Raw genomic sequence first — 22,844 nt, forward strand, 5'->3', positions numbered from 1 at the left:
AAGGAGGTGAAATAAAATGTCAGTTAAGATAAGATTAAAAAGAATGGGAGCTAAGAAGAAGCCTTTCTACAGAATTGTAGTTGCTGATTCTCGTTCACCTAGAGATGGAAGATTCATCGAAGAGCTTGGATACTATAACCCAGTTTCTGAACCAAAAGAAATTAAAATAGATGCTGAAAAGGCTGTTAAATGGTTAAATAATGGTGCTAAACCAACTGATACTGTAAACACTCTTTTCAAAAACAATGGTGTTATTGAAAAATTTGAGGAATCCAAAAAAGCATAATAGCTTTTAGGGGGTGAAAAAATGAAAGATTTAGTTGAGATGATTGCAAAAGCACTTGTAGATAATCCTGATGCTGTAGAAGTAAATGAAGTTGAAGGATCACAGTCGGTTATCATTGAATTAAAGGTAGCCCCAGATGATATGGGTAAGGTAATTGGAAAACAAGGTAGAATAGCTAAAGCTATAAGGACCGTTGTTAAGGCAGCTGCTATTAAAGAAAATAAAAGAGTGGTTGTAGAGATTATATAAAAGGGATTAGTTTATCTAGTCCCTTTTTAAATATATTCTTATAATTTATTAAGAGGTGCTAAATATGATTAATAAAATACAAGTTGGGAAGATAATAAATACACATGGATTAAAAGGTGAATTGAAAGTACTCCCCTTAACCGATGATCCTCAAAGATTTAATAACTTGAATAAAATGTATATAGATAATAAAGAATATATTATTGAAAAGGTATGGTATAAAAAAGGCTTTCCAATAATAACGATTCAAAACTTTAATGATATAAATGATGTGTTGATATTTAAAAATAAATATATTTATATAACTCAAGAAGATATGATTGAATTAGAGGAAGATACCTATTTTATTTTTCAAATAAAGGGACTAAATGTAGTTACTGTGGATGGTATAGAAATTGGAACTATCAAGGATGTATTAACTCCAGGGGCAAATGATGTTTATGTGGTTAAGGGTAAAGATAAAGAATATCTAATACCAGCAGTTAAAGAATTCGTTAAAGAAATAGACTTAGAAGAGAAAAAAATGGTAATAATGCCTATAGAGGGGTTATTAGAATGAAAATAGATGTATTAACTCTTTTTCCTGATATGTTTAAATCGGTTTTAGGAGAAAGTATTATTGGAAGAGCAATCCAAAATAATATAGTAGATATTAATTACATTAATATTAGGGATTTTTCTAATGATAAGCATAATAGGGTTGATGATTATCCATTTGGTGGTGGACCTGGTATGGTAATGAAACCAGAACCAATATATAGAGCTATAAACAGTATTAAGACTGATAGTTCTAGAGTAATATACCTAAGCCCAAAGGGTAAAGTATTTAATCAATCTATAGCAAATGAATTTTCAAGTGAAGAGCATTTAGTTTTTTTATGTGGACACTATGAAGGTATAGATAATAGAATTATAGAAAATTACGTAGATGATATTATATCGGTAGGAGATTACGTGCTTACTGGTGGAGAAATACCAGCTATGACAGTAATAGATGCAGTAGTTCGCTTATTACCTGAAGTTTTAAAAAGTGATGAATCTTTTATGGATGAATCCCATTATAATGGATTATTAGAATATCCCCAATATACTAGACCTAGAGATTTTAATGGATATGAAGTTCCTAAAGTTTTACTATCAGGAAATCACAAAAAGATAGAAGAGTGGAGAAGGTATCAGTCTATTAAAATGACCTATTATAATAGACCTGATTTGATTGAAGTTGAAGATCTATCAGAAGAAGATAATAAGACATTACAGGATATAATAATAGGGGATAAAAATAAGTTGTAATATCAACTATTCTGTGCTATAATAACATGGGTAACACGGACGGTCCTCTATCCTTTAGATATGAACGTCTAGGCAGAAGGGAGGTTATACACATGGATATAATTAAAATGATCGAGCAAGAACAAATGAGCAAAGAAATTACAGATTTTAATGTTGGTGATACAGTTCAAGTACATTACCATATTAAAGAAGGTAATAGAGAAAGAGTTCAGGTTTTTGAAGGTACAGTAATAAAGAGACAAGGCGGAAGCAATAGAGAAACATTTACTGTAAGAAGAATTTCTTATGGAGTAGGTGTGGAAAGAACTTTCGCATTACATTCACCTAAAATCGAAAAGCTAGTAGTAACTAGAAGAGGTAGCGTAAGAAGATCTAGACTTTTCTACCTAAGAGAAAGAACTGGTAAGAGAGCTAGAGTTAAAGAGAAGAGAAATTACTAATAAGATTATGGGGCTGGGGACAGTCCCATTATTTTATATATTTATAAAAACAAAAAGATAAGACCGGGGTGATTTAATGAATATTAATTGGTTTCCAGGGCATATGAAAAAAACTAGAGAATTATTGCAGAAAAATTTAAAATTAGTAGATATAGTATATGAGTTAATAGACTCAAGGATACCTTTAAGTAGCAGAAATCCAGAAATTGAAAAAATAGTTCATAATAAACCTAGAGTTGTTATTATGAATAAAAGTGATCTTAGTGATCCGCAAATTAATAAAGAATGGATAGAATACTTCAAAAAACAAGGTGTTAATACTGTATTAGTAGATGCTATTAAAAACAAGGGAATATCAAGGATAATAAGCGAAACTAATGACGCAGTTAAAGAAAAACAAGAAAGACTTTTAAAAAGAGGAATTAAAAACAAACCTGTAAGAGCAATGATAGTAGGAATTCCAAATGTGGGAAAATCTACCCTAATTAATACTTTAGCAGGTAAAAAAAGTGCTAAGACTGGAGATAGACCAGGGGTAACTAAAGGTAAGCAATGGATTAAATTAAAAGGAAATATTGAGTTATTAGATACTCCGGGGATTTTATGGCCAAAATTTGAGGATCAAGAGGTTGCATTAAAACTTGCATTTACTGGAGCTATCAAAGATGAAATAATGGATATTGAAACTTTAGCTTTAAAATTAATTGAAAAATTATTGATTTTGGCCCCAGATAAAATTGAAGCTAGGTATAATGTTTCCACTGAAAATAAAACAGCTCTTCAAGTAATGGATGATATTGCATTAAGGAGAGGATGTATTTTAAAGGGTCAAGAAATAGATTATTCTCGAGTGGCTAATATACTTTTAGATGAGTTTAGAGATGGTACTATAGGATTTATTTCATTGGAAAGACCAAAGAATATATAGTAGAATATAATTAGACTTCCCTTTATATAATGGAAGTCTTTTATTTTTAAGTAATAAAGAAGAATGGAGTGTTAAGATGTTAAAGATTGAACAAGAGATATGGAATGATGGGTATGAATATATTGCATGTATAGATGAAGTGGGTAGAGGTTGTCTTGCTGGTGATGTAGTAGCCTGTGCTATAGTTATGCCAAAGGATATATTGATAGATGGAGTAAAGGATTCTAAAAAAGTATCACCAAAAAACAGAGAGAAATTATATGATATAATACATGAAAAAGCAATTGCAGTAGGGATTGGTTCAGTTGATAATAACACTATAGATGAAATAAATATAAGAAAAAGTACTCACTTAGCCATGAAAAAAGCTATTGAAAACTTAAGAACAAAAGAAGGAAAGAAAATAGTTCCTAATATGTTACTTATAGATGCAGAAAAAATAGATATTGATATAGAGCAAAGAAGTATAATAAAGGGTGATGCTAAATGTCATGGTATAGCAGCCGCATCTATTATTGCAAAAGTTTATAGAGATAGAACTATTGTTGAATTATCTGAAGTATATTCAGGGTATGCCTTTGAAAAAAATAAAGGATATGGTACAAAAGAACATAGAGAAGCTCTTAAAGAGTTAGGGCCTACACCAATTCATAGAATGACTTTCTTAAAAAATATATTATAGATGGTGATGTAATGAAATTAAATAATATATCTTCATTATTAAATAAAACTATAGATAATACTAGTAAAGATATATTCATTAAAGGAACAATAATTGATGTTAAACTATTAGAAAAATTAAATAACCAAATTCTTATTGAATTGGCTAATGGAGAGATAGTTAAAGCTGAGACGAAAATTCCACTTGATGCAAGAGTGGGTAGTAATCTAGAGTTTATAGTTAAAGATAAGAAAGATGGAATTTTATATTTAAAACCTAATGAGGAAAATTTAGCTGAAAAAACATCTATAGATTTAATCAACAAAGTTATTGATGAATATAATCTTGTAGAATCTAAGAAAAACATAGAAATGGTCAAAGGATTAGTAAGTTTAGATATGAATATTAATAAAGAGAGCATAGCAAATACTATTAAAAATATTAATATTTTAGAAGTATTATATAATAAATTAGATAATACTTCTTTACAAAATAATAAAGAGCAATTAATTGTAAAAGATCAAGTATTTAATAATAAAATATCTGAAAAAGAATTAGATAAACTGATAAGCTTAAATTTAAAAGAACTAGATAAAGAATCTTCGATCATAAAGAATTTTTTTTATGATAAACAATCTAATGAAAATAACAAAGAATTAGAATTAAAAGAAAATACTATTAAATCTTTGTTGTTTCTAATAAAGAATGATATGAAAATAAACCTTGAAAATTTAAAATTTACAATGGATATAATTGAAGGAAAAAATTTCCTGTCATCTAATCTTAAAGAAATTATAAAAAATTTATCATCAAATAATAAATATGAAAAACTATCAGATAAAATAAAGAATTTAATAGAAATTGATAAATATTTTTTAGGAGAAAAATCAGATAAATCTTTTATTAAAAATTATTATACAAAACTTACTGAAGTAGTTGAAGAAATTAATAAGAAAGTTTCTAATGAAGACAATAATCAAATTAAAACATTATTAGATTCTACAAAAAATGAACTAGAGTATTTAAAAAATATAAATAAAAATATGAGTTTATTATATTATCCATTAAAAATAAAAAATGAAGAAATATTGGATAAAATACTTATATTCAATAAAAATAAAAATAAATTTAAAAAAGATAAATTTAAAATTTATTTTTCACTTAATACTATTAATTTAGATGAAGTTAACATCACATATGAAATAGTTGAAAGTAGAAACACTATAACTTTTAATTTAAAGGATAGAAATATTGCAAGTTATTTTGAGGAAAACAAATATAGTTTAGAAAAGCATTTGGTTCAATCAGGTATTAAAAATTTTATCATTAATATAAATATTTCAAAAGAAGTTGCAGCATTTAATCTATTAGATGATGTAGATTATGATAATTACATTTTCGATGCTAGGGTGTGATGAAATTGGAGAGAAATAGAAAAGTAGCTATTGCTCTAAAATACAAGACAAATAAAGATAATGCCCCAAAGATAATAGCAAAAGGAAAAGGTATAGTGGCAGCTAATATCCTTGAAACAGGACAGAAAGAAGATATATATGTATATAAAGACGAGAAATTAGTAAATAAGCTTTTTTCTATTGAATTAGGTAGTGAAATACCTTCGGAGTTATATGAGGCAATAGCAGGTATTTTAGCCTTTGTATATGAAATTGATAAAAAGAAGGGATTATATGAAGAAAGAAAATAGAAGTAAGGGTAATTTTGGAGAAGAAATAGCAATAAAATACCTTTTACAAAAAGATTATAAGATACTTGAGAAAAATTTTACTACAAAGCTAGGAGAAATAGATATAATTGCTAAAGATAAGGATATCGTGACATTTATTGAAGTTAAATTGAGAAGAAATTCAAGCTATGGTCATCCTTTTGAAGCTGTAGACTATAGAAAACAGAAAAAAATTATAAATGTAGCTAAGCTATACGCAAAATATAAAAACCTCTATAATACCCAATTTAGGTTTGATATTATAGAGGTTTATTCAGATAGCAATGATATAAATCATATTATTGATGCCTTTTGGACATAAAAGATCACATTAAAAGAAACTCCTACTTAGGAGTCTCTTTTAATGTGATCATAAAATTATCTATATAATCATGAAGTTGTTCAAATAAAAGACCTAATACAAACCAAAAAGGAAGGTAGTCTAGTCTTATATAACCTAGAATAGTATAGGGCGAATTTCCACTATAGTCCCATGGACAGACACCAATTATTTTATGCAATAAAAAACCAGTAACAAATTCTATAGAAAAGATTATAACAGACCAAACACCTCCTCGTATTATAAAGTTTTTATCTCTGATAATATCATGTATTCTTTCTAAAAAAACTGCAGATCCATAAATAAAAAACATCCAAATATAAGTATGACCTATTAATGTAAAATCATTAGATATAAGGGAACCTATTCCAGTAAAAAAAACTTCAATCAATAGACCTATTAAACCATACATAACAAATTTTATTATCATAATATTATTATTTGATATAAAAACTATAATATACTTTACAACATTTTCAAAGATGATTAATGAAATCCAAAAAAACTAAGTTTTATGTTAGAAAAAGATGAACAATGTCTTAATTTGACTATTACCCCGGCAATAGATATAATTAGAACAAATATTCAGTATTTTAAAGGAGGTGTATATATGAAGTTACATAGGATAGAATTTTCGAAAGAAAAAGTTAAGTTGAGAAATATTTTTCTATCAAAAATTGAAACGAATATGAATACACCAAAATATATAAAAGAAATATATGGTGATTTTCATTTACCTATAAAAGATAAATTTCCTTATCTATATGGGAGTCTAATTATGACATTAGATGGTAAAATAGGTTTAGAAGATCAAACAAAGAGTAATGAAATATCCAAAGGGAATTTTTTAGACCCAGATGGAGGACTAGCAGATTTATGGGTTTTGAATCTTTTAAGAACCTATAGTGATGCAATCATATTTGGTAGTAGAACCCTGAACGTTGAAAAAAATATAACTGGACACATATATGATAAGAATCTAGAAGAAATAAGAATCAATGATTTACAGAAAAGTATGACAGTACCATGGAATATTATAATTAGCAGAAAAGGAGATATAGATATAAACCATAAAATAATTCAACAGGATAATATTCCTACAATTATTTTGACCACAGAAATGGGTTATAATAAAATTTCTAATAGACTAGATAAGCCAATTAAAGAAATAGAAATTAATAGCTATGAAGAAGAACTTGAGCAAACTAAAGAAGTAATTATAATGTATGAAAGAGATAATAAATACTTTAGTATAAAATCTTTTTTATTAAAACTCAAAGATCTAGGATTAGATAAAATATTAGTAGAATCTCCTGGTCTGATATCAATTTTAATAAAAGAGCAGTTGATGGATGAAATGTTTATTAATTATTCTTGTATATATGCTGGAGGAGATTTAACATTAGGTAAACGCATACCCTTTTATAGACATGATTATCCAGGAGTAGATATCATGTCATTACATATTCATAAAGAAAACTTTCTGTATATGAGACAAAAAATAAAATATAGAACATTTGAGTAGACTTCTAGGTCTACTTTTTTTACGTCTGAAAAACCTTACTTATGTGGAAAAAAAAATAGTCTAAATAGATGTTATCATAATTGATAATAAATAATACATAAACAATTATTTAAAATTTAAAAAAATTAAAGGATTATAAGATAAACGTATTGAATAATAAAATGGTATATAAGAAAAGGGGTAATGTGGGTATGTTTACAAAAATTAATACTTGTGTTTTGCAGGGTTTAGATGGAAGTATAGTTGAAGTAGAAACAGATCTATCAAATGGAATGCCAAGCTTTAATATTGTAGGGCTACCGGATGCAGCAATAAAAGAATCTAAGGATAGAGTAAGGACAGCTATAAATAATAGTAATTATCAGTTTCCATTAAATAGAATTACTATTAACTTATCTCCAGCCAACTTGAAAAAAGAAGGATCTCAAATGGATTTAGCTATTGCTACGGGTATATTAAAATGTATGGATATTATTAAAGATATAGATTTTTCTGATACTTGTTTTATAGGTGAATTATCTTTAGATGGAGAAGTAACTAAAATTGATGGAGCTCTTCCTATGGTTATATCTTTATTATCTTTGAATATGAAAAGAGTTATAATACCATTTGATAATAAAGAAGAGTGCGGTGTAGTGAAAGGTATCAAAATTATACCAGTTAAAAACATAGAACAATTAGTTTCATATTTAAATGAAACAGAGATTATTGAACCTTGGGAAACAAAATCTTTTAATAAAGTTACTAGTGATGACGTTCTTTATGACTTTAAGGATATAAAGGGACAAGAATCATTAAAAAGAGCAATGGAAGTAGCTGCTGCAGGAGGACATAATATATTAATATCATGGTACAATGTCCACAACTAAACTAAATAGGGGTGGATATGATGCAAAAAACAGTAAACAACTACTATACAGCTGTAGACAATTCTATACTATCAAAATTAAAAGGATTAGAAATTAGTACTTATGTAACAATACGAAAATTTATGAACTGGCAAACTTGTATAGCAAAAGTAGGTATTAGAAGATTAGCTGAAGAAATGGGAGTATCTAAAAATACTGTACTCAAATATACAAAAAGACTTATTGAAAAAGGATTAATTATAAAAAGGACAAATTATAACCCTGTAAAGCAAGAATATGATGTTAACGAATATTTTTTTACACATGTGGTTCAGAAGAATAAAGATAGTAGTTCACCAAAGAAGACAAAACAAAAACATATTGATAAAGAAGAGAGTATGACTCTTTACTTTATAAAATCATTATTATTAAAAAAATTTGGACAAGATATATTAGATAAAGCTTTACAACAGTTAAAAATATCTACAGAAAAGGGTACTATAGTGAATGATCTATATAAGTATTTAACTAAGCTATGTACCAATCTTAAGAAACAGTATGACTTAATAAAAGAAATACCATTTAAAAAAGAAAATAACCCTAGTGCCGCAAACACTAGAGCTAAAATAAATACTTTCCATAACTTTGAACAACGAACCTCTAAATACTCCGCAAAAGATTTAGAAGCAAAAGTTAGATTTAAGTTTTAAGTTTTTAAACTTTTAACTAAATATTATATCTCCTAACCCAGCATTTCTTACTTTTTGAAAAATAAGATGTGGTGGGATAAAAGTATATCTATTAAGACCATTATAATAAATTATTTATTATATTTCAACTAATTAATAAAAAGGAGATGACAAAATGATAGAAATAAAATTTAATGCAAGTATCTTTGAAAGGGATTTTCCAGATAAACTGAACGAATATCTTAAGTACAATCAAGAAAAGTTTAAAGCCAATGTTAGTTATGATTTGAGAATAGAGTACTCTTATGCAAAATTTGATAAGTCAAAAACTATACTAACTGAACCACTAGATCAAGAAAATACTGAAATAAAGCACAATCAAATTCAAAAAGTTTTAAATTCTCAATTTAACAAAATAGGAGAAATTTTAGATGAATATAAAATATCTATCTTTGATTATATAAGTATGGGAAATACATTTATGAAGAAAAAACAAGTTTTAATAAGTTTTAAAGAAGTATCATCTGATGATAAGAAAAGAAATCTACGAGTTTTTTCTAACATACCAGATATAAGCCCTACTATGGATGTTTTAGCAGATATTGCAAGGGATAAATTTAAAGAGTTTATTGATAAAATAGGTAGCTGGGATGATGTAGCAAGAATGTTTGGAACATATCCTGATAAAGACCAAAAGAAGTTATATAAAATATATCTAGAAAAATTATATTTTCCTTCTGGAGAAGAATATAAAAAGAATACTAAAGAATTAATATCTAATTACAAAAAAACATTTGAATAAGTTTTATATTATACAGTCCTGGAAGGGGCTGTTTTTTATAGAATAAATTCTTTTATAGTATCAATTATATTATTTATAAATAGTATGTTGGATAGTATAAAAGACGAATTATCACCTATACCCTGCCTGTTGAGGTAGGCAAGTTACTATTTAAAATAAGTTATGGTATCATTGTATACCTTGAAAATTGAAGTCCTTAGAATCGAAATATAAGGGCTGTTTTTATTATCCTATTTATCTATTATATTTTAATTAATAAAATCCACATCAAAAAATTTACTCATCATATATAAATTTTACAATATCTCCTATATTACAATCTAAGTATTTGCATATCTCATATAAGATACTTAGAGAAGTAGACTCCCCTCTATTAATTCTAGTCATAGTCGCTTGACTAACATTAGCATTTTTTACTATGTCAGCTGCTCTTATATTCTTCTCAGCCATTCGAATTCTCAATCCCTTATATGATATCTTCAATTTTATCCCCCCGTTAATTCTTATATATAAATGTTTATTTATTAAAGTTCTTTTTTATTTCCTTAAATCCTTCTTATTAAATCTAAATTCCTCAATAATTAAAAAAAACACTTAAAAATTACAAAAAGTAGTCACAATTGATTAATAATTTTAATATATTACTAATATATATTTACAAGAGTATATACTTTCTAAAAGGTAAAGGAGACGGTATATACAGGTGTAAATAATTTAAGGAGGGATTAGATGTATATTGATAGTATCGGAATAGACAAAGGAAGTGTTTTAACAAAGGACTCTAACAGAAATGTATTTAAATCTATAGTAGCTCCTGTTAAGGATAACTTTAAGATAAATCAACATGAAATATTCAAGATGGATGATAAAAAGTTTTATGTAGGAGACCATGCATTAAATTATAAATACGATTTTGCAACAGACTTGGCTAAAACAACTCAATACAATACAAAAGTTTGTATCTACTACGCATTAGCAAATAATCACTATGATAAATACTTAGAATATAATCTTGTAAATCTTGGATTACCTATAGGTAAATATTTTAGGTTTAAAGACACTTATAGAAAATTACTAAATGTAGGAAAGCAAACAGAAGTAATATTAGGATCTAATAGAAAATTAATTAAAATAAATGATATACAGGTATTACCTGAATCCTCTGGTTTTTTATATGGAGAAGATGTAAGTAAATTTTCAAATGAAAAAGTTATTGCTATTGATATTGGAGGATTGTCTGTAGATGTGAGTGTCTATAGGAATTGCAATATCACCGATGGATACGATAGCTTTAATTTAGGAATCTTACCTATTTATGACAAAATAGCTAATAGCATAAACAATATCTATTATACTGATTTTTCTGCCTGGGATATGGAAAGTAAGTTTGAAAATGGATTATTTATTCAAGGAAGAAATGAGACAGAAACATTTAAATCTATATATGAACCTTTATTTAAAGAGAGATCAGAAGAGATATATAAGAAGGTTAAACTAATAACTAATCTAACCGAAGCAAGATATGTACTCTTAGGTGGGGGAGGATCAGAACAATTAAAAGATTATATTAAAGAATTAATTCCTCAGTCATATCAAGTAAATAATTATTGTTTTGGCAATGCCGAAATATTTAATGAAATCGGTAAGGTGATGTCAAAATGAGAAAAATATTTCCTTTAAGTTTCCCTTTAGATGAAATAGAACTATATGATTATCTGAAATCACAAAATAACTCTAGCAAATATATAAGAAACCTAATAAGACAGGATATAGAAGGAAAGAAGTTAAAAGATATATTAGCAGATTATTTAGAAGGAATAGATATTAAGAATATAAAAAAAGAAGATAAAAAAGATTTATCACAATTCAAGAATCAATTTCAAGGATTATTATCTTTGAGTAAATAGATTGTCTACTTTACTTCGTTATCTATTCGTTTTGATGTTCATTTAGTGTTCATTTTCTATTCGTTCGAAACTAAGTAGAGAAATGTGTATTTTTAGGGAATTAGATATAAGTATTATATAGTTATGGGAAGGAACGAGCGAGCGGAAGCGAGAGAAGTGGATGACCGACCTGCTCCAACCGAGCCAAAACTTATACCTATAATTAGTATTCCCAGTCAAGTCATAAAATATGTATGGAAATTGGAGGAAATACAATGAAAAAAGAAAAGAATACCTTTGATATAAGTATATTGTGTGTAATAACTGGGGTTGGGATGATGAGTCTAGCTCCTTCATTACCCGTAATATATCCAGCAGCAATATTTGGAGTAGGAAGTTATTACTTTATTGATGATTTTCTACACAAAAGTAATAAATGGTATAAGTTATGGGATTCTATGGGAATAGAAAATAAACCTCGATTAAGAGAAAAGATTAATACTGATTATGGTTATTGCTTAAGGTTTGGAATCCCTAGAGGTATGTCAACTGATGATTTTGAGAAAAGAAAGTCTGCTATATATCAATATATAGATTGCGACAGACTGAATATCAAACACCATCAAGGTAGAAATATGTTGCTTGAGGTTTACGAAAATAGGTTAAAGACTCAATATGACTATTATGATGACTTGGATGTTGGAGGTAAATTAGAAATACCTATAGGTTACACTTATGGAGAAAGTTTGGTAACAATTGATTTAGAAGAAGCAGTTCATATATTAATTGCAGGAGAAACAGACTCAGGAAAATCTACACTATTAAGAGCTATATTAACTTATATCCTTACTAGATTAGATATTAAATTATATTTGTGTGATCTTAAGTTTGGTGGAACTGAATTAAGGATATTTGTGAATCATCCTAATGTTAAGGAGTTTATTACAAATAAAGAAGATGCTATTAAACTATTAACCAGAGTTGAAAGAGAAGTAAGGGATAGAGGAGATAAAATATCTAAAGCTGGTTGCAATGATATTTACAAGTATAATAGAGAAAATCCTAAAAACAAACTGAAACATGAAATAGTGGTTATTGATGAGATGGCTATATTAAGAGGTAAGAATACTAAAGATAGTATAGAAACATTAGAGATATTGGCAACTCAGGCTAGGTCTACAGGAATTCATTTATTGTTAGCTACCCAAAGACCATCTAAAACAGAAAAGGTTATTACAGGTCAAATAAAAGCTAATATACCGACTAAGATAGGTTTAAGAGTAGATGAAGCTTTAGATAGTAGAATGATTATTGATAGTGATGGATTAGAACAATTAAGAGGGAACGGACATGGAATATTAAAGTTAAAAGGAAAGAAAACTGAATTTCAAGGATTTTATTTAGATTATGCTCAAGCTCAAAGGCTAATAAATCAATCTGCTAATAAAATTAAGAATAAGAAAAGGAAAGTAGTAAAGAATGATACAAGTAAAGTCATGGCAAATAAACTCACCAAAGAAGAATATGAGCAGTTAGATTTTAGTAAACCTTCTAAGAAAAAAGATGATAATAAAAGTATTATTAGAAAAATTTTCTAGGAGGTGTAATATGTTTAATAAAGTTGATATGGATCTTATTAATTTCTTAGAAGAGTATAAAGTGGCAACTACTAGATGTTTACACTCTGTGTTCTTTAAAGACAAAACTATAAGATGGTGTCAAATGAAATTAAAGGCATTAACCGAAGATAAAGAAATCAGAAGAACAAGAAAAAATATATGCGAAGATTATATATATTACTTGAAATTTCCTAAGCAGTGGAAACATAGTTTATTGCTAACATCATTTTATGGAGAAATAGCATCGATGACAGAAGTATTAGGCTTTAGAAAAGAGTATAGTATAGGCAATATTAGAGCGGATGCATTGGTAGCATACAAAGAATTAGATGAATCTTTAATGATATCATTTGTAGAAATACAGACTAGAAATGAGTCTCCAGATATACTGAAGTATGAAAGACTATATTACTCTGATGTATGGAAAAAGACATTTAATGTATTCCCTAAACTTATAGTAGTAACTAATAGAAAAGTAAGAGATAGTGATGTGGTAGATATAATAAAAGTTAATCAAAGTCTAGATAATATTAAAAGAGTAGTTAACTGTTAACTACTCTTTTTCTTTATGGATAACTAATTAATATAAAAAAGACAAGATAAACTATATATCCTGTCTCGCTAGTATTTTTAATAATTCCATATTTATTTCTTCAGTTTCTTTTTCAGTTGCGTTTGGATTGCCTTCAATGGTTATAGACATACCTGTTTCTTCATCTATGATCTCAAATGTGTTTTCATTAAGCCACTTCATCTAATCGCTCCTTTATTATATTTTAATTAATGGTAAAATTTATCAATTATTTTTATCAGTATTTTCTGGTAGGTACTCTATTAAATCTCTAATGTCATCTAATTGAAAAACTTTGCATAGCTTATCAATCATATCAACATCCAATCTTTGAATTTTCTCATGGTAAAGAAGACTTACGGTATTTGGTCTTATATCTGCTTTTTCTGCTAAATCCTTTTGAGTCATTTTATGTTTCCCTAGTAATTCTGAAACTTTAATCTTGATCATAAATTCACCACCTTATTATTCTTATGATTATATTATATTACAGAGAGCTAAAATTTATCAATAAAATGTTATAAAATATCGCATAAAGTTATTGACAAATAACTCTAAGAGTTATATTATATAGATAAGGGTTAAGAAATTATATTTATTGGAGGTGGAATTATGGATGTCAAGCAATTTAAAAGGGAAATCAAAAAGAATCAAGGATAGGGGATATAGAGATTGGTTTAAAGAGGTTATTTAAAATAATAATTAGGGGGAATTGTAAATGTTAAAAAGTAATATGAATAGTTACATAGAAGAGGTATATGGAATATGTGAGACAGAAGGTAAAGGATCTATTAGGGAATTTGTTAAAAACATGGATATTAAGAATATAGAAGGTTGGACTAATTATTTTTATAATAAGTATCTTAATTTAAATATACATGAAAAGGTAAGATTTTGGTGGCTATTGGATGAGTATAGTAATTTAGATAGAATATTTACAAGGCTGATTTTAGATAAAAATAGAGTAGTAGAAACTATATAAAAAAAGGCATAAAAAAAGACAGAAAATAACCAAAATTTAGTTGACAAATTCTGTATACATGCTATAATAGTTTATGGAGAGGGATACAACGTTCCTAAGTAAATTATAACACACTGCAAATTCAATGTCAAGAGAAAAAGGTGCGTTATAATAAAAATTATACGTACCTGGCGAAAAGGGGGTCAAATTATGTGAATGAGAAAGGTACATAGGTTTTAGGGGAAGTTTTTTATAAGAGTTACTATTTAAAAGGAGGAATTTAGTGAACATATATATTAAAAATAGGCAAAAGAAAAAAGATGGCTGCAACCATCCATTTTCTAAAAGTTTTATGTAATTAGATTATAAAGTTAAATAAAGGGCTGAATTAGGATGGGTGGCACCATCCTTATTCGTCATTGTTTTAAAGGGTGGAATAGTCCACTTCTTTAAACGTGCCTATATTTAATTAACTTTATATATATTATATTACCTAATTTATAGAAATTATTCAAGTACCGAAAAAATAGAGAGAGAAAAATTTGAGGGGGCAAAGTGATAGTGATGAAAATAAAAAGAAAACAATATTATGTTAATGCTTATAGATTTGGTGATGTTAAGAAAGAAAAAGGTATATTAATTTTAGATAAAGACAATAGAGAAGAATATTCGAATAGTGAAAATATAATATTTGATACCTTATATAGAATTATGAAGAAAGAATACAATTATGAGAGATTCGATCAAGAGGGAAATAAAATTAAAAACTATATACCAGAGATTTTTATATTAAAAGCTGATGGAATTAAAGAAGATAACGATGATTATATAGAAATTATGAAAAATGGAGTATACATAGCAGATAAACATTATATTAGATTTGGTAAATCTGCATCAATGACTAGAGAGGTTAGAACATTATTTATTGAAAAAGAATGGCATGATAAGCTCAAAGATTTTATTTCTCTAGGAAAGACACCAAAAAAATGTACTATATCAAAGTTTGAAAGTGCTATAGGTCTTATGCTTAGTTCGGTTTATTTATTGCCTATACAACCTAGAATATGTGTAATAGAAGATATGACTAGAACTATATATGAAGATGTGAAGGTAGTTAAAAAGTATGAAGGAGATATTAATGATCCTGAGTATTTAAAATATGAAGAATTGCTTAGAAAAGAAGAGGAATATAATGAAGACTATATAACTAAAACGGAAGAAATTAACAAGAAATTCACCAATGAATATTTAAAGAAAAATTATAAGAAAAAGAAAGACGGTCATACTCCTGCTCAATGGAGAGAGTTAGGCAGAAGAGTTAAAATTGATGAATTAGATAAACCTTATGGTTACATAGGAAATTATTATAGAAAATATAAATTCGACCAAACTGAAGAAAGTCCAGATATACCAATGAACAAATATACAGTAGGCTACGAAGTTGTAGAAGACGATAAGCATGAAATAGAAGTAGAAATTTTTGATGGAAATGGAGTAATGAGTTATGATGTGGCTGACAAGATTAGTAAGTTACTTGGATTAAATTATACAACTAATGCAATGCAAATAAGACAAAATTATATAAAAGGGCTAGTCGTGAGAATGGATTTTAAGAGCTACTTTAAAGAAAAAGGTATTACTCATATAAAGGGCATTTGGGGAAAAGAGTATTCGGTAAATGAGTTAGATATGATTATACCCGAATCTATGTTTAAGGCAAAATTAGAGGTAGTAGGTAGGAAAGAAGATGGCTCTGATAAAAAAGAATGGTTATTTAGAAACTTCCAGGAGTATGAAGGACTTAGAGACTTCTATGGATTTAATAAATTAGGAGTTGCTAACTATGCAAAAGATAAATTAGATGAATACACGAAAATGACATATCAATTTATTAATGCTCTTAATCTAAGTAAGAAAGATATTAAAAAATTAGCAAATTCTACAGGGAGATATATCGAAAAGGCTCTAGAAGGCGATGTATCTTCAGTTAAAAGCCTTTTAGGGATAATTAAAAATATAGATAAAGACGATGATAGAATAGACATTATTTATGAAGCACTATCTAAAAATGAAGACTTAATATGGGAACCTCATATTCAGAAAGAAGTATTATATAAGATCATAGGAATATTAGAAGATATTTGTAAAGGAGAAATATGGACGGAAGGTAATTATAGATATGTAGCTACGGATATGATTCAATTTTTAGAGTGGGCAGGATATAGAGATGAAAGTAAGGTAACAGGTTTCCTTAATCCTTATGAATTTTATACAAGTGGAGAAGAAGGTTATAGAGTTTGTATTCGTAATCCACTGTGTTCATGGCATGAAGTAGGAAAAGAAAAGTTTGTTACTAGTAATAATAAGTGGATTCAACACCTACATAATATAGTTCAGATATCTAATAAATCGCCTGAAATGGCTAAATATAGCGGAATGGATATGGATGGAGATTTATTAGGAATATTTAAAAATCCAATATTATTAGATGCAGTGTTAGAAGATAAAGTAATTGTAAATGATGATGATGGAGTTACAGCGAATGGCGTTGAATATAACATTGATAATATAATCAATATCTTTGAGCTTAAAAACCTAGAAAATAAAATAGGTGCTGTGACTATGTTGGGGACTACTATTGCAGATAGTGCTTTAGAAGAAGGTGACTTAAGAAGTGTTGAGTTACCTATTGCAGTTGTTAAGTATTTACAAGCAGCCTATATAGATGCAGCTAAAAATGGAATTGGAGATGAGATTGCAATACCAGAAATCATCAAGAAACATGCAGAGAAAAAAGCTTATTTCTTAAGACATGTAAAGGGTGGTCAAAAGTTTCTTTATAATGATTCGGAATCTCCTTTCAATAAATTTGTAAAATCTTTAGAAGTGTATATGGAAGGTAGCATTAAGCAATTAAATAAAAAATTAGTTAAACCTGAAAATATAGAGATAGATCACAATAAGTTATATAACAAGTTAATTGATTACGATAGATTTGATAGTAAAACTATGACTAAAATTATTAAAGCTATTGCTCCCATTCATAATGATTTTATAGAGAGAAGAAAAGAGATTAACAAAGAAAAAATAGAAGAAGAAAAGAAAAGAAAAACAGATAAAGTTAAGAAAGAACTGAAGATTATTAATAAAAAGTATACCGAGTTAAATGAAGAAACGATTAATAAATGTGAAGAAATAAAGTTATTTGAGGATAAAGATATTAAATTAGGCGATGATCCTTCAGTATTAGCAAGTGCGGCAGTCATTATCTCCTATGTATTGACTGAAGATAAAACCAAGAATGATAAATTTTTAAACAAAAAGAGTAAAGATTATAGTTTTGCTTGGATATTTAAAGAGGGGTTACTTCTTAATATTGAAAAAAATAAAGGAAAAATTACATCGGAAATAATTAGATTACGTGAGTTAGAAGAAATAAAAGAGAAGTTAAATTTAGTAAGTATTAAAAATAACAAAGTTGTTGTAAATGGAGAAAGTATTCCTCTAAATAATAAGTTGTTAAAAAACAAAAAAGGAACATTCGAAGTAGATAAAGATTTCAGAGGTCATGTATATTTAAAGATACCTAAAGAATCGGAAGGAATACAATTTAATGAGAATGAAACAATATTTAAAATTAATTCAGAATTAGAGCATTTTATTGATTTTAAATGTAGGTTATTAAAACTCAATGGTGATGTAAAAGAAATTAAAAATATATTACTTAATATATCTGATGAAGATATTCTTTCGATTTGTATTCATAGAGAAGATCTAAAATTATTTTTAAATGGTGAAGAGTTAGGAACTATTAGAAATCAAGATACATGGGATTTAGAGAAAGAAGTGTATTTGAGAGATTATCTATATAAATTAGTAAAGTGTAAAGTTGTTAAAGTAAATAAAAGTACAGTGGATATTGAATTAAGTAGTTTAGAAGTATAATGTATCAGCCCCCGCCCTTCTGCCACTACGTGGCTTCGGGCGAGAAACGGGCGGGGGCTTAATAATAAATTTTATATATTTTATATTCTATTAATATTATTCGGCTACCTCGCCCTAAGCCGACAACGCGGCTAAGGACGAGAAAGGGCGAGGTAGCCTATTCTTAAACTATTTAATCTAATCGAAAGGTGGCTATTTTAATGAAAGATAATAACCAATTTTACGTAATAAAAAGTATTAAAATGATGACGTATTTAATAAGAGCGGGTTTTGATCTATACAGAGTTATAGATGACGATAAAAACTCACATTACAAAGTTTTTCTTTTTAATGACAGCGATGAGTTAAGAAGTGCTATGTTTAAATATAATAATTAATTAATCTAATCGAATATATATCGAAAGGAGCAGCCTATGAAATTAGAGGAAGGACAGGTAATAAAAAATTATAAACAACTATGCAATTTATTAGATGTAGAACCTACCAAAGGAAAAGGTAGAAAATATCATATCAAAGAATTTGAAAGATATTGTAAATATCACAAAACAGGTCATAAGTTTATAGTCGACGAAGTGTACTCAGAGCCAAAGCCTAAAACAGATGGCAGAATAAATAATGGCGGACACATTTCAAACACAAAGTATGAAGATTTAATGGATAGAATAATAATAAATACTTTAATAGACTATAATTATATAGAAGAATCTTTTAGCGAAATGATGAATATATTAGACTTTTTTACTACTAAATATGTAGATTTAAATAAAGCAGGCTATAAAAAGTTTGCAGAAAGTAATAAATTAGGTATAGGAGTTACGCTTACATATCAACAGAAACTTAATAATATAGTTAGAAAATGCCTAGAAACATCGTTAAATAGATTGCATAAAAATGGTATTATTACATATGAAAAAAGAATCAATATAAGAGATAAAAATCTTACTGAAAATCTTGCAGATGAAAAAATGGAATTATTAATTAAAAAATATGAAATTGAAACTTATGAAGAAATGGGAATAAAACCTCACAATAGAATCTTGTTAGATGTAAATAGACAGTTTAAAAATAAAGTAAGTAGAAAACTAGATATACTGTCTTATTGGAATGTTTATTGTATTAAATTAATTAATCAAAAGACAGATAAAGTTAAAGAGTATACGGATGAATTAAGGGAAAGACTTATTAAATCTGTAGTCGATGCAGTTAAAAATAAAAAAACAAAAGATGATTTGGATGATATATATTATCCTTATTCTTACGATAAATATACATTACAAATAGACAAACTAAACAACTTATTATGGAATTTACCAGAAACATATATGTCAAAGTATGATTTTGATTTGATTATGTCTGAAGGTATAAATGATTTGAAGTGTGAAACTGTTAAGAGTTCTAATACAGGATTTTATATAAATAATTATAATGAATTTTACACAGCAGATGATAGTTCTATTCCATTTTAACTAATCAAATATAACACAAATCAAACAAATAAATGACATTCACTTGCGTTCATGAATTATAATTTATTTAATATTTATTATATAAAAAAGTAACACCATTTAAAGGGATTATAGTATATATATAATATAACTCTTTTAATTAGTGTTACTTTTCAAAAAAGCATAAACTATAATATTTAATATGCTAGACAGAAGACGCTTTTTCTTCTGGATAGCAAGGAAACGTTTTGCAAGCGATAGCGAAGCAAAAGGGATGCCTGCTTTTAACCTTTAATACATAATACATTTATATCGATTATAGAACTACTTAAACCAATTTTGGTTTGAGTAGTTTTTTATATGCAAATTTAGGAGATGAGGAAATTGAAAAAGGTAGCTTGTGTTTACAGTATTGCAAATATATCAAGTAATAAAATTTATATTGGTAGCACTGTAAACTATAAGAAAAGAATACAGAAACATCTTAGCTTGTTAAGACGAGATAAACATATAAATAAACAGTTACAAGAAGATTTTAATAAGTATGGAGAAGATAATTTTATATTTGATATTTTATTGGAAGTTGATGATTTAGATGATTTGAGAGATTTAGAGAAGCATTACATAGATATCTATTGTACAGAAGATGATTATAACTCTAAATATGATTCATACGCACCATTAACATTTAAGTTATCAGATCAAAGTTGGGTAGTGGGAATCCATTAGCTATACTAACAGAAAATCAGGTAAGAGAAATAAAGGTATTAATGCATGAAGGTGAAAGTCCTACCGAGCTTGCATTAGTCTATGGTGTAAAAAGAGGTACTTTATATTCAATAAAATATAATACATCATGGAGTCATATACAAATTTAATTTGATGTTAGAGAGTGTGCAGACTCTTTGATAAAGATAAAACTTTACTATTGTTTTAGTTTTAGTCATGATATTACGGTAATTTTGCATGTTTTATCTAGGTTCAAGTCCTAGGCTCCTACAAAAACTAAAAACATGATGAGTATAGCGAGGATTCTATACACACAAGAGGTGGTACAAGTTACTATCTCTTTTATTTTTAAAATAATTTATATTATATAGATTTGTCGAACTCACAAGGGCGACGTAAAATAAAAAACTTGTGCAACATAAAATTCTTCTTTTATTGCCATTGCAGAGGGCTTATAATACTCTGCTCTCCTTTATGTAAATAATTAATATTATTATAAATTTGGTCGGCTCACAATCACGACTCAAAATAAGTATTGTGGCGATAACTATTCTTTTTGATGCCATTGCAAGGGGCTATATACCTTGCTCTCCTTATATAAATAATTTAATTATATAAATTTTGTCTAGTAGAGTGAGACGTAAAATAAAGACTCGATTTACATCTAAGAATTAAAAACTGTTACCGTCATTGTAGAGGGCAGCTAATACTCTACTACTTGAATTTCTATTCTTATTGGTCAAACCATATTATTTACGCCTTTGGTGGAGGGCTTTGTACTCCACCCCATTATTTTGTAACAGTTTAAGAGAAAAAATTATAAAATCATAGAATTCTAGGGGGTTATTATAAATGATTAAAGATGAAGATAAGAAAAAATTAGAAGAGTTAAAAAAGAAAACTGTATCTAATAATAAAAAAGGGGCTGTTCATGTGAAAGAAAGTAAAGATGTTAAAATTGAAAATTCAAAAATTGATATTGACTATGATGAAATAAGGAAAATTTTTAAAAGTGAATTAAATGTACGTTTAGAAGAGATGCAAAAACGCATATTTAAGGGGTTTGTAAAAAGCATGCAAGACCAACACGATTTCTTAAGAGATAGGATATATGACAATATTAAGATAACTAAAGATGCAAATAATAAATTAAATAAATTATATAAAGCAGCTGTTAAAGAAGGATCAATAGTTGATGAAGAAGAGGTTAAGCGTAAGCAAGAAGAGGAAAAAAGGAAGGCTGAGGAACAACGCAAAAAAGAAGAAAAGGCTAAGATATTAATGGCAGAGTTAGAGAGTTTAGGCGTTAATGTAGAGGTGAAAAAGAGAAATGCTAGGTAGAGATTATACATATATAAACAAAGCTTTAGATGAAATATTAATAAGGACAGGTGGAGAGTTTAGTCGAATGTCTAAGAAGGATAAGTTGACTGTAAGCTCAATTATGAAAGTCCTTAAGAAGGATTTTGAAAAGAAGTTTAGTGAGAATTATCCATATATGAGCCAATGGGCTGAAATGGATATGGAAGATATACTAAGGGGGTAATGTGATGGAAGAATTGATAGACGAGTTATTAGAGGAAATGGATTATTCTTATTATAATAGGGATTTTAGAGATCAGTATCTAATAGATTTGCTTAGTAATGTTTTAGGTGAAGTATCTAAAATTAATAGAGATATATTACAATTTAATGTTGACCAAGAGGTATTGAATAAGATGCCTACAAGTATGTTGAAGGAGTTAAAAGCTATAAAGTTATTAGAAAATATCGATAAGGCTAATCGAAAATTAGATTATTACATAGAAAAAGCTGATTCAATAAATAGAATATTAGAAGAACATGACATTGAGGTAGAATTATATATAGAAGAAGATAAAATTAAGTTAAGTATAGAGGAATAA

The 22,844-nt window shown here is 27.5% G+C and carries 30 protein-coding genes and 1 pseudogene; 27 read left to right on the plus strand and 4 right to left on the minus strand.

From position 1 onward, the window contains the following. Window positions 1-16 precede the first annotated feature (16 nt). The 10 genes and pseudogenes from rpsP to GOQ27_RS15020 all read left to right on the plus strand — a co-directional run bounded on the left by rpsP (window position 17) and on the right by GOQ27_RS15020 (window position 5,902). Complete coding sequence (gene rpsP / locus GOQ27_RS14975) at window positions 17-286, plus strand: 30S ribosomal protein S16 (protein ID WP_203367687.1); 270 nt, start codon at window positions 17-19, stop codon at window positions 284-286. Window positions 287-307: 21 nt separating this feature from the next. Continuing rightward, complete coding sequence (locus GOQ27_RS14980; RefSeq protein ID WP_203367688.1) at window positions 308-535, plus strand: KH domain-containing protein; 228 nt, start codon at window positions 308-310, stop codon at window positions 533-535. A gap of 64 nt (window positions 536-599) precedes the next feature. Further along, window positions 600-1,094, plus strand: a complete 495-nt coding sequence (gene rimM, locus GOQ27_RS14985; RefSeq protein WP_203367689.1) for a ribosome maturation factor RimM — start codon at window positions 600-602, stop codon at window positions 1,092-1,094. Next, window positions 1,091-1,828: a tRNA (guanosine(37)-N1)-methyltransferase TrmD gene (gene trmD, locus GOQ27_RS14990; RefSeq protein ID WP_203367690.1), complete on the plus strand. Its 738-nt coding sequence runs from the start codon at window positions 1,091-1,093 to the stop codon at window positions 1,826-1,828. Before rimM ends, trmD begins: the two co-directional genes overlap by 4 nt. Before the next feature lie 92 nt (window positions 1,829-1,920). Further along, complete coding sequence (rplS, locus tag GOQ27_RS14995; RefSeq protein WP_203367691.1) at window positions 1,921-2,268, plus strand: 50S ribosomal protein L19; 348 nt, start codon at window positions 1,921-1,923, stop codon at window positions 2,266-2,268. 76 nt (window positions 2,269-2,344) lie between these two features. Continuing rightward, a complete protein-coding gene (gene ylqF / locus GOQ27_RS15000; protein WP_203367692.1) occupies window positions 2,345-3,196 on the plus strand; it encodes a ribosome biogenesis GTPase YlqF in 852 nt (283 codons plus the stop codon). A 67-nt stretch (window positions 3,197-3,263) separates the two neighbouring features. After that, window positions 3,264-3,878 (plus strand): annotated as a pseudogene (locus GOQ27_RS15005) (ribonuclease HII); the annotation flags it as partial. An 11-nt stretch (window positions 3,879-3,889) separates the two neighbouring features. Beyond that, complete coding sequence (locus GOQ27_RS15010; protein ID WP_203367694.1) at window positions 3,890-5,272, plus strand: hypothetical protein; 1,383 nt, start codon at window positions 3,890-3,892, stop codon at window positions 5,270-5,272. Further along, complete coding sequence (locus GOQ27_RS15015) at window positions 5,272-5,562, plus strand: EscU/YscU/HrcU family type III secretion system export apparatus switch protein (protein ID WP_203367695.1); 291 nt, start codon at window positions 5,272-5,274, stop codon at window positions 5,560-5,562. Before GOQ27_RS15010 ends, GOQ27_RS15015 begins: the two co-directional genes overlap by 1 nt. After that, the gene (locus GOQ27_RS15020) at window positions 5,546-5,902 is read left to right on the plus strand and encodes a YraN family protein (protein ID WP_203367696.1); all 357 of its coding nucleotides are present in this window, start codon (window positions 5,546-5,548) and stop codon (window positions 5,900-5,902) included. Before GOQ27_RS15015 ends, GOQ27_RS15020 begins: the two co-directional genes overlap by 17 nt. Before the next feature lie 22 nt (window positions 5,903-5,924). On the opposite strand, the gene GOQ27_RS15025 is transcribed toward GOQ27_RS15020, so the two are convergent. Further along, entirely contained in the window at window positions 5,925-6,350 is a 426-nt protein-coding gene (locus GOQ27_RS15025) for a putative ABC transporter permease (protein ID WP_203367697.1), read from the minus strand. A gap of 180 nt (window positions 6,351-6,530) precedes the next feature. Here GOQ27_RS15025 and GOQ27_RS15030 point away from each other — a divergent pair, with 180 nt between their 5' ends. From GOQ27_RS15030 to GOQ27_RS15045, 4 genes are all read left to right on the plus strand, one after another. Beyond that, the gene (locus tag GOQ27_RS15030; protein WP_203367698.1) at window positions 6,531-7,445 is read left to right on the plus strand and encodes a dihydrofolate reductase family protein; all 915 of its coding nucleotides are present in this window, start codon (window positions 6,531-6,533) and stop codon (window positions 7,443-7,445) included. Between the two features lie 161 nt (window positions 7,446-7,606). Further along, window positions 7,607-8,314 carry a magnesium chelatase domain-containing protein gene (locus tag GOQ27_RS15035; RefSeq protein ID WP_203368064.1) on the plus strand — a complete coding sequence of 236 codons (708 nt, stop codon included), beginning with the start codon at window positions 7,607-7,609 and terminating at the stop codon, window positions 8,312-8,314. Between the two features lie 20 nt (window positions 8,315-8,334). Next, window positions 8,335-9,003, plus strand: coding sequence for an Lrp/AsnC family transcriptional regulator (locus GOQ27_RS15040; RefSeq protein ID WP_203367699.1), 669 nt, complete (start codon window positions 8,335-8,337; stop codon window positions 9,001-9,003). A 154-nt stretch (window positions 9,004-9,157) separates the two neighbouring features. After that, the gene (locus GOQ27_RS15045; RefSeq protein ID WP_203367700.1) at window positions 9,158-9,784 is read left to right on the plus strand and encodes a hypothetical protein; all 627 of its coding nucleotides are present in this window, start codon (window positions 9,158-9,160) and stop codon (window positions 9,782-9,784) included. A gap of 276 nt (window positions 9,785-10,060) precedes the next feature. Here GOQ27_RS15045 and GOQ27_RS15050 read toward each other — a convergent pair whose 3' ends face one another. Then, the gene (locus GOQ27_RS15050) at window positions 10,061-10,267 is read right to left on the minus strand and encodes a helix-turn-helix domain-containing protein (protein ID WP_203367701.1); all 207 of its coding nucleotides are present in this window, start codon (window positions 10,265-10,267) and stop codon (window positions 10,061-10,063) included. A gap of 246 nt (window positions 10,268-10,513) precedes the next feature. On the opposite strand from GOQ27_RS15050, the gene GOQ27_RS15055 reads away from it, so the two are divergent. The 5 genes from GOQ27_RS15055 to GOQ27_RS15070 all read left to right on the plus strand — a co-directional run bounded on the left by GOQ27_RS15055 (window position 10,514) and on the right by GOQ27_RS15070 (window position 13,842). After that, window positions 10,514-11,446, plus strand: coding sequence for a ParM/StbA family protein (locus GOQ27_RS15055; protein WP_203367702.1), 933 nt, complete (start codon window positions 10,514-10,516; stop codon window positions 11,444-11,446). Continuing rightward, window positions 11,443-11,691, plus strand: coding sequence for a hypothetical protein (locus GOQ27_RS15060; RefSeq protein WP_203367703.1), 249 nt, complete (start codon window positions 11,443-11,445; stop codon window positions 11,689-11,691). The genes GOQ27_RS15055 and GOQ27_RS15060 overlap by 4 nt, the downstream gene beginning before the upstream one ends. 123 nt (window positions 11,692-11,814) lie before the next feature. Next, the gene (locus GOQ27_RS17375; protein ID WP_286673039.1) at window positions 11,815-11,949 is read left to right on the plus strand and encodes a hypothetical protein; all 135 of its coding nucleotides are present in this window, start codon (window positions 11,815-11,817) and stop codon (window positions 11,947-11,949) included. After that, window positions 11,946-13,268 carry an FtsK/SpoIIIE domain-containing protein gene (locus GOQ27_RS15065; RefSeq protein WP_203367704.1) on the plus strand — a complete coding sequence of 441 codons (1,323 nt, stop codon included), beginning with the start codon at window positions 11,946-11,948 and terminating at the stop codon, window positions 13,266-13,268. The genes GOQ27_RS17375 and GOQ27_RS15065 overlap by 4 nt, the downstream gene beginning before the upstream one ends. Window positions 13,269-13,278: 10 nt before the next feature. Beyond that, window positions 13,279-13,842, plus strand: coding sequence for a hypothetical protein (locus GOQ27_RS15070; RefSeq protein WP_203367705.1), 564 nt, complete (start codon window positions 13,279-13,281; stop codon window positions 13,840-13,842). A gap of 51 nt (window positions 13,843-13,893) precedes the next feature. Here the strand turns inward: GOQ27_RS15070 and GOQ27_RS15075 are convergent, their stop codons facing one another. Both GOQ27_RS15075 and GOQ27_RS15080 read right to left on the minus strand, forming a co-directional pair. Then, complete coding sequence (locus GOQ27_RS15075; RefSeq protein ID WP_203367706.1) at window positions 13,894-14,043, minus strand: hypothetical protein; 150 nt, start codon at window positions 14,041-14,043, stop codon at window positions 13,894-13,896. Between the two features lie 42 nt (window positions 14,044-14,085). Further along, a complete protein-coding gene (locus GOQ27_RS15080) occupies window positions 14,086-14,310 on the minus strand; it encodes a helix-turn-helix domain-containing protein (RefSeq protein WP_203367707.1) in 225 nt (74 codons plus the stop codon). Between the two features lie 268 nt (window positions 14,311-14,578). On the opposite strand from GOQ27_RS15080, the gene GOQ27_RS15085 reads away from it, so the two are divergent. The 8 genes from GOQ27_RS15085 (at window position 14,579) to GOQ27_RS15115 (ending at window position 22,844) form a co-directional block, all read left to right on the plus strand. Beyond that, a complete protein-coding gene (locus tag GOQ27_RS15085; protein ID WP_203367708.1) occupies window positions 14,579-14,842 on the plus strand; it encodes a hypothetical protein in 264 nt (87 codons plus the stop codon). 543 nt (window positions 14,843-15,385) lie between these two features. Beyond that, window positions 15,386-18,766: an RNA dependent RNA polymerase gene (locus tag GOQ27_RS15090; RefSeq protein WP_252187878.1), complete on the plus strand. Its 3,381-nt coding sequence runs from the start codon at window positions 15,386-15,388 to the stop codon at window positions 18,764-18,766. A 200-nt stretch (window positions 18,767-18,966) separates the two neighbouring features. After that, on the plus strand, window positions 18,967-19,143 hold the full coding sequence (locus GOQ27_RS17555) for a DUF5659 domain-containing protein (RefSeq protein ID WP_350445927.1): 177 nt from the start codon (window positions 18,967-18,969) through the stop codon (window positions 19,141-19,143). A 36-nt stretch (window positions 19,144-19,179) separates the two neighbouring features. Further along, window positions 19,180-20,232, plus strand: a complete 1,053-nt coding sequence (locus tag GOQ27_RS15095; RefSeq protein WP_203367710.1) for a hypothetical protein — start codon at window positions 19,180-19,182, stop codon at window positions 20,230-20,232. A 363-nt stretch (window positions 20,233-20,595) separates the two neighbouring features. Further along, a complete protein-coding gene (locus tag GOQ27_RS15100) occupies window positions 20,596-20,940 on the plus strand; it encodes a GIY-YIG nuclease family protein (RefSeq protein WP_203367711.1) in 345 nt (114 codons plus the stop codon). An 852-nt stretch (window positions 20,941-21,792) separates the two neighbouring features. After that, on the plus strand, window positions 21,793-22,281 hold the full coding sequence (locus tag GOQ27_RS15105; protein ID WP_203367712.1) for a hypothetical protein: 489 nt from the start codon (window positions 21,793-21,795) through the stop codon (window positions 22,279-22,281). After that, on the plus strand, window positions 22,271-22,486 hold the full coding sequence (locus GOQ27_RS15110; RefSeq protein WP_203367713.1) for a hypothetical protein: 216 nt from the start codon (window positions 22,271-22,273) through the stop codon (window positions 22,484-22,486). The genes GOQ27_RS15105 and GOQ27_RS15110 overlap by 11 nt, the downstream gene beginning before the upstream one ends. Before the next feature lie 4 nt (window positions 22,487-22,490). Then, window positions 22,491-22,844, plus strand: a complete 354-nt coding sequence (locus tag GOQ27_RS15115; RefSeq protein WP_203367714.1) for a hypothetical protein — start codon at window positions 22,491-22,493, stop codon at window positions 22,842-22,844.

It is taken from the genome of Anaeromonas frigoriresistens, assembly GCF_016820655.1.
GTDB classification, from domain to species: domain Bacteria; phylum Bacillota; class Clostridia; order Tissierellales; family SIT17; genus Anaeromonas; species Anaeromonas frigoriresistens.